Annotated in this window: 5 protein-coding genes and 1 pseudogene; 4 read left to right on the top strand and 2 right to left on the bottom strand. The window is 50.8% G+C overall.

What is annotated here, in order from left to right:
- Both recC and BZG79_RS09495 read right to left on the bottom strand, forming a co-directional pair.
- On the bottom strand, positions 1-2,377 hold a 2,377-nt coding region (gene recC, locus BZG79_RS09500; RefSeq protein WP_077774259.1), incomplete at its 3' end, for an exodeoxyribonuclease V subunit gamma.
- Between the two features lie 134 nt (positions 2,378-2,511).
- Positions 2,512-2,999: pseudogene (locus BZG79_RS09495) on the bottom strand (hypothetical protein).
- 83 nt (positions 3,000-3,082) lie between these two features.
- On the opposite strand from BZG79_RS09495, the gene BZG79_RS09490 reads away from it, so the two are divergent.
- The 4 genes from BZG79_RS09490 (at position 3,083) to pheA (ending at position 6,866) form a co-directional block, all read left to right on the top strand.
- On the top strand, positions 3,083-3,397 hold the full coding sequence (locus BZG79_RS09490; RefSeq protein ID WP_077660046.1) for a YebG family protein: 315 nt from the start codon (positions 3,083-3,085) through the stop codon (positions 3,395-3,397).
- A gap of 248 nt (positions 3,398-3,645) precedes the next feature.
- On the top strand, positions 3,646-4,677 hold the full coding sequence (gene dapD, locus BZG79_RS09485; protein WP_077669410.1) for a 2,3,4,5-tetrahydropyridine-2,6-dicarboxylate N-succinyltransferase: 1,032 nt from the start codon (positions 3,646-3,648) through the stop codon (positions 4,675-4,677).
- Between the two features lie 394 nt (positions 4,678-5,071).
- Positions 5,072-5,422, top strand: a complete 351-nt coding sequence (gene raiA, locus BZG79_RS09480; RefSeq protein WP_021022049.1) for a ribosome-associated translation inhibitor RaiA — start codon at positions 5,072-5,074, stop codon at positions 5,420-5,422.
- 259 nt (positions 5,423-5,681) lie between these two features.
- Positions 5,682-6,866, top strand: coding sequence for a prephenate dehydratase (gene pheA, locus BZG79_RS09475; protein ID WP_077774258.1), 1,185 nt, complete (start codon positions 5,682-5,684; stop codon positions 6,864-6,866).
- Positions 6,867-6,982 lie beyond the last annotated feature (116 nt).

Raw genomic sequence — 6,982 nt, 5'->3', positions numbered from 1 at the left:
CACCATGAGCGAACGCCTGTGGGCTAAAGGGCGTCAGTGGATGAGCCTGGATAAGCTTTTCTTCCAACCGCTGGCGTGACTGCGCTTCGGGTAAATCGCCATCACCGGCCAAACAGTAGCCCTGAGTGCAATACTCAAGCAACTCGGTGACCAGTACCGATGGGACTTTTAAGCTGTTGTCTTGCACTGAGCGACCGACATAACTGATATACAAACGCTGCTGTGCCGACTGCAGCGCTTCTAAAAATAGGTATCTATCATCGTCGCGGCGCGAGCGATCCCCCGCCCGCGTGCGACCGACCATCAAATCAAAGCCGACACTGGGCACAGTGCGCGGGTACACGCCATCGTTCATCCCCAGCAGACACACCACATCAAAGGGAATGGAGCGCATTGGCATCAAGGTACAAAAGTTAACCTGCCCGGCCAAAAAGCGCTGGCTGACTCGCTCGTTATTGAGGCGACCATTAAAGTAATCGCGCACCACGGGCAAGGTTAGCGTATGGGTAAATGCAGCATCGCTGAGCTGTGTCAGCCAACTGTCCAACTGGGTGCGGATAAGCTTTATCGCTAACTCTTCATCGCCTTCAATGGCAAAGCAGTCATCCAGCATTTGGGTCAACCGCGCCATCCACGTCTTGCCATCGCATTCAATCGCCAGTTGCTGCTGGTAGTAAATCAAGGTGTCGATAAACAGCCCTAAACGCCCAGCAAGCTCCGCATTAAGCCCTTGGACTTCATCATAAGGCACGGTGTCTGCAAACAATCCAGCCTCACTCGGCATCGCATAGCCAAGTAACATACGTTTCAGGCCAAATAGCCACGTATTCTGATACTGCTCAGGCAAGGCAAATTGACTCGCGGTATGGGTATCAAGCCCCCAGCGAATGCCGGTTTCTTCCACCCACTGCTTAATCTGATCAAACTGTTGGCTGTCGATGGTAAAACGGCGCGACACCGCCGGCACCTCAAGAATTTCCAAAAGCTCCGCCGCACTACATCGACTATCAGGCAGGGTGAGCAGACGCAAAAAGGCGGCTAACACCGGGCTTTCTTGATCAGCGCTGCGATCTGAAATGGAAAAAGGAATAAAACGCTCGCGAGGCGCATTACCAAACACCGCTTGAATAGCTGGACTGTAGGCATTGATATCCGCCACCATCACAATCACATCACGGGGGCTAAGTGATGGGTTAGCCTCAAACATCGCGAGTAGCTGATCGTGCAGCACTTCGACTTCGCGCATCGGGCTGTGACAGGCATGGATTGCGATGGAAGCGTCATCTGGCTTGATTTCTGTTTTCGCCGCACTGATCTCGGTTTGCTTGGGATCGCCCGGCTCGTTCAAATCCAAAATATCGGCTTGGATGTGATGCAGCAGATTATCGCGGTTAACCTCAACAAAGCCGCTATCAATCTCATTACAGGCCATTTCCGAGAGCAGCAGTAAGTTATCGCGCCCCAGTTTTCCCATCGACGCCAGCAAACTGTTCCCTACTTCACCATGCTCGGGCTCATCAAGCCCCAGTGCCAATTGGCTCTCGGCGGGGATGTCTTCAATTCGGCTGATTTTATCCCGCGCTAATGCGGCACGTTTAGCCAGATAGCGCTTGTCGCGAATATCGCCCCAATAATAACGGCATGGATTGGTGAACATAAAGTGAACCTCTACGTGCTCACCCAGTGCTTGTAACGCATCCAGATAGCGTGGTGGGAGCGCGGAGATGCCAAACACAAAGACCCGCTCAATATCAGCCAGTCCCGCAGGTTTGTGCTGATGACTGGTTAAGGTATCGATAAACTCTTGATACAAATTGGCGCGATGGTAAGGCGATTGGCCCAACGCCAAGGTGTGATCGTATAAGCGGCGCCACAGTTTTTGCTGCCAAGGTTGCACATCGTCAAGCTCTGGCACTGGTTGTTCTTGCTCCCATGCCAGCACCCACTCGGGGCGATAGACCAAATACTGATCGAAAATATCGGCCACTTTTTCGGCCAGCTGATAAGCACGCTGCTGATCCTGGCTATCTTCTAAATACGCGGCTAAATCAGCGAACTCAGGCTCATCCAGACAGCTGGGTAAGATGTCCATCAGCTTCCATGTCATCGCCTCTTTGTTGAAATCACTGCGCTCAGGCACACCATCCAACACTCGCACAAATAGCTGCCAGATAAAGGTAGCGGGAAGCGGGAATTCGACATTAGCGACAATCTGCTGCTCGTTAGCGAGTGCCATTTTTAACCACTGCGCCATGCCGGGGCTTTGCACCAGAATAAGTTCTTTTTGAAAAGGGTCAGACAGCGGACGCTGTTGGATCAGGGAGACCAACAGCGATTTCAACAGTTCGAGCTGATTAGAGTGATAAACAGTAAACACAAGGCGCTCACATGGGAAAGATAACTGGCATCGATTGTGGCCGATTGCCGTGATAAGCGCAAACCGCCACCGACACGCCGCGACCTTGCACACGACTTGCTAACTGTGTGATAGCACAGCAAATCGCTGAGCGATTAAACGCGATTATCACCCACACTGAAGGCAATCAGCTGGCTGATATGGTTCAGTGAACGGCCCGACTCTTGCTGCCACTCATTAAATGCCTGTTGCGCGGCTTGCATCGCCCGCTTGGTCTCTCGGCCGCTATCAACGATTTTAGTCGCGCGCAGATAGTGCTCAATATCGCGGGTGAACAAGAAGGTGTCCTTGCCCATTCGGCGCAAGGTATAAGCACCCGTATTACCGCCCAATCGCTTACCGTGCTTTTTTAAATACTGCCATACCAAAAAACCTCTTCGAATCCCGGCCACTTTTTGCGTACCACCTGCCAGCTAATGCCCGATTGAAATACCTTCTGGCTAAACGCTGCTAACCAGCGATCATCCGGTATTTCACACAGCGCCTGATGTTCAAGCGGTGCCACCAGCATGCGTTCTAATTCTCGTTGACCACCTTTGCGATCGGCGGCACGTTGATAAATGGTGCTAAATTTTTCTCTCATGTCACAATCACGGCAGGGTCGGTAGACAATGGCCCTTATCCTACTGTATAAAAAGACAGTAAATCAACGAAGAGAGGGTAATTATGGCCGTTATCGTCAAGTACGTGGTCGAACGCGAGGGAGAAGAAAAGATGACATTTACCTCCAAAGCCGAAGCCGATGCCTACGATAAAATGTTGGATATGGCAGATGCGATGTTCGACTTGATTGGAGAAAGCGAACTAGTAGACGACGAAGAAAAGCGTGAAGCCTTGTCGCTATACCTTGCTCAACACAAAGACTCGGTCCTCGAGGCGCTGGGCGCCAAACGTAAAGCCGTCAAGAAAAAACCGGCGAAAGCGAGTGACAGTAAAACGGATGAAAGTAGCGACGACAGCAAAGACGCTGACGCTGCCTAGTACTCCCATTGCTGATCCTGTTGGCATCCGCGAAAGAGCAAGCCCACTTGGCTTGCTTTTTTTATACGCTGAACCTGTATTTCACTCGCAAGGTATCACCCACGCTATGCATCAACACGAATCAGTGCCCCGACCTGTGTGGGATTTTACCTTGGTGTTCAGTTGAGTACTTCCAACCGCTGGCGGTTGTCTTTAAGATGAAGCGTTCGATGTTTTAAGCCCAAATATCTATAAGGAGATCTCCCCCAATGGCAAGCTTTGCTCTGGCACTCGGTACCGCGACCCAAAACCAGGACGGAAAAATCATTGAAGCCTTTTTCCCGGCTCCGCTTCTTAACCCGAGCGATGATCTTGTCCGCGCATTAAGCGCGCTGACAGATTACGACGCGGGTAATCAGGTAGTAGCGATTGCACCAGAAACCTGTAGTGCTATCAGTGAAGCCTTCGCGGCGGCTGGCGCTCAAGAGGCCGCTCATTTCGCCAACATGGCACAACAAACTACCCAACCGCTGGTGCTGGTGATCCTCGAAAATGACAGCAAGCCTGCATCGGTTGCAGAAGGCTTTTTGAAGCTTCAACTGATCTCACACCGCTTAGTGAAACCACACGGTGTGGTACTTGACGGACTCTTTGGTCTGCTACACAACATTGCTTGGACCAACCAAGGCCCGATCGACTTGCCAGAGTTGCCTGAGCGTCAGATGGAAGCGCGTTTGAAAGGCGAAACGCTGACCGTTGAGTGCGTGGATAAATTCCCGAAAATGACCGATTACGTGGTACCTGCCGGTGTGCGTATTGCCGATACCGCCCGCGTTCGCTTGGGCGCCCATGTCGGTGAAGGCACCACAGTGATGCACGAAGGCTTTATCAACTTTAATGCGGGCACCGAAGGCAAAAGCATGATTGAAGGCCGCATCTCTGCGGGTGTAATGGTCGGTCAAGGAAGTGATATTGGTGGTGGCGCGTCGATTATGGGTACCCTCAGTGGCGGCGGCCAGATTGTCGTATCGATTGGCGAGAATTCACTATTAGGTGCCAACGCGGGTCTTGGTTTCCCATTGGGCGATCGTTGCACCATCGAGTCAGGCCTGTATGTCACCGCGGGCACTAAGGTAACCATGCTAGATGCTGATGGAAAAGCAGTAGAAAGTATCAAAGCGCGTGATTTGGCGGGCAAAGCGGATCTACTGTTCCGCCGTAACTCAAAAACAGGAGCGGTTGAGTGTCTGACCAACAAAAGTGCGGTCGAGCTCAACCACGAGCTACACGCCAATAACTAATTAAGCGCGCTTCTAGCGTTTTTTAAAGGCGGCCATCATGGTCGTCTTTTTTATGCCCAGTTTGCTTGAGCCACTCTCGTTTCACCGAAGTGCACCAAAAAGCACAAGCTGATTTGTGGCACATTTTTAACCACAGGGAAAAATAGGAAAAGACACAGGCGCGACGCGGCCCTGACTGGCGGGTAAATCAGCATTCGTGACCTCTCCCAAGGTAGCATTTTTGTCTTTAAGTTCAAGGGATTTCATGCTTAACAAATGTCAGGATCCGTGAAGGCTCACAGTTCAACTTTTCGTTTTTTCTCCCCCCTTTAAACATGAGCCAAGTCACGTTATCAATAGCGTAAAGCGGTAATCTAAAGATGAACCTAATACAGGGGAACAAAGAGGAACGAGTATGAGAGTGGAAATTGCAGGCAAAAACATCGAAATCACTCCCGCCATCCGTGAGCGCATCGAAAGCCGCTTTGATAAGTTGGCCAAGTGGCAGGTGGCACTCATCAATCCTCACGCTGTGATCAGTAAAGAGCCAAACCACCAGTTTAAAGTCGAAGCCAAAGCTGGGTTGCCGGGCTCAACGCTGGTTGCCTCAGCAGAAAGCGATGACATGTACAAAGCAATTAATGATGTGGGCCAAAAGCTCGAGAAGCAACTGAATAAGGTCCAACACAAAGGCGAAGCACGTCGCAATGATAAATCTGCTGCGACGGTTGCGATGGAAGAAAATCCAACCGATGAGGAAATCTAACCCTCAGCGCAACACCTAAATCGCTAAACATGTTAGCCCCGTCTTCGCGGGGCTTTTTGATCCTTGACACGCCAGCCTGCGCCCCATATGGTTAATCCATACGCAAACATAACAACACAACGCCCAATGCTGATTGACGCTCGTTTTTTTCGCTTCTTTTTTATCTCGCCAACGCGGGAGGAAGCGTGCTAAGCCCAATCAGCCTGGCGCACTAACCTCCCAACCGGGAGGTTTTTTTGTATTAGAACAAGGATAATTTATGTCAGACACACCACGCCCACTGGATGAGATACGCACGCGAATAAGCCAGCTTGATCAAGAGCTGCTGACACTATTGGCCGAGCGCCGTCGCTTAAGCCTAGACGTCGCCAAAAACAAAGTCGCGGTGCAAAAACCGATTCGCGATCAAGCCCGTGAGCAAGCCTTATTAGAAAAGCTGGTGACCAAAGCGCAAGATCACCAGTTAGATGCTCACTATGTGCTGAGCCTGTTTCACACCATTATCGAAGACTCGGTGCTGATTCAGCAACGCTATTTACAAAACCTCGCTAATCCCGACAATCAGCGTCCGGTGGCACGAGTTTCTTTCCTGGGCAACCAAGGCTCATACTCCTACCTCGCCGCGCGCCAGTATTTTAGCCGCAAGCAAACCGAACTGGTGGAGATGGCCTGTGACAGCTTTAAACAAGTAGTCGAAACGGTAGAAACCGGCCATGCCGACTATGGTATCTTACCCGTAGAAAACACCAGCTCTGGCTCAATCAACGAAGTGTACGATCATCTGCAGCACACACGTTTATCGATTGTCGGTGAGCTTACGCTGCCTATCGACCACTGCCTGCTGACTGTCGGCGACCAAGACCCAAGCCAAATTGATACCTTGTATGCCCACCCGCAACCGCACCAGCAATGCAGCGAATACATTGATACTTTGGGTAAAGTGAAGAAGATTTATTGCTCCAGCACCGCTGAAGCCATGCAACAAGTAGCGGATTTAAACCAGCCTAATGTGGCCGCGATTGGCCATGCTGCCAGTGGTGAGTTTTACGGTTTAACCGCGATTAAGAGCGAGATTGCCAACCAACAGCAAAATCACACTCGCTTTATTGTCGTGGCTCGTAAGCCGGTTAAAGTATCATCACTGACCCCTGCCAAGACCACCTTTATTATGTCGACGTCACAACAAGCGGGTTCCTTGGTGGAGTGTTTAATGGTATTGCGCGAGCGTGGCATCAATATGACCAAGCTTGAATCTCGGCCCGTGCTCGGTAACCCGTGGGAAGAGATGTTTTACGTCGATGTTGAGGCCAATATGGCTAGCAACCTGATGCAAAGTGCGCTGGACGAACTCACTACTCTTACCCGTTATCTAAAGGTGCTCGGCTGCTACCCGTCAGAGACCATTTCTCCCACCGAGGTATCGCTGCCGGACAGCAACGAATAATCATAAGTTACCGATAAAAAAAGCCTACGATGTGGGCTTTAATTATTAATACCAATGTCCATATGGAATATCTCTGGCGTCCTTAGGCAGTTTTCTTAACGTGTATTCGTGTATTC

Source organism: Salinivibrio sp. MA427, from assembly GCF_001996115.1.
In the GTDB taxonomy this organism is placed as follows: Bacteria; Pseudomonadota; Gammaproteobacteria; order Enterobacterales; family Vibrionaceae; genus Salinivibrio; species Salinivibrio costicola.
The sequence above is the reverse complement of the archived record's forward strand: the minus strand, read 5'-3'. Positions and strand labels throughout refer to the sequence as shown.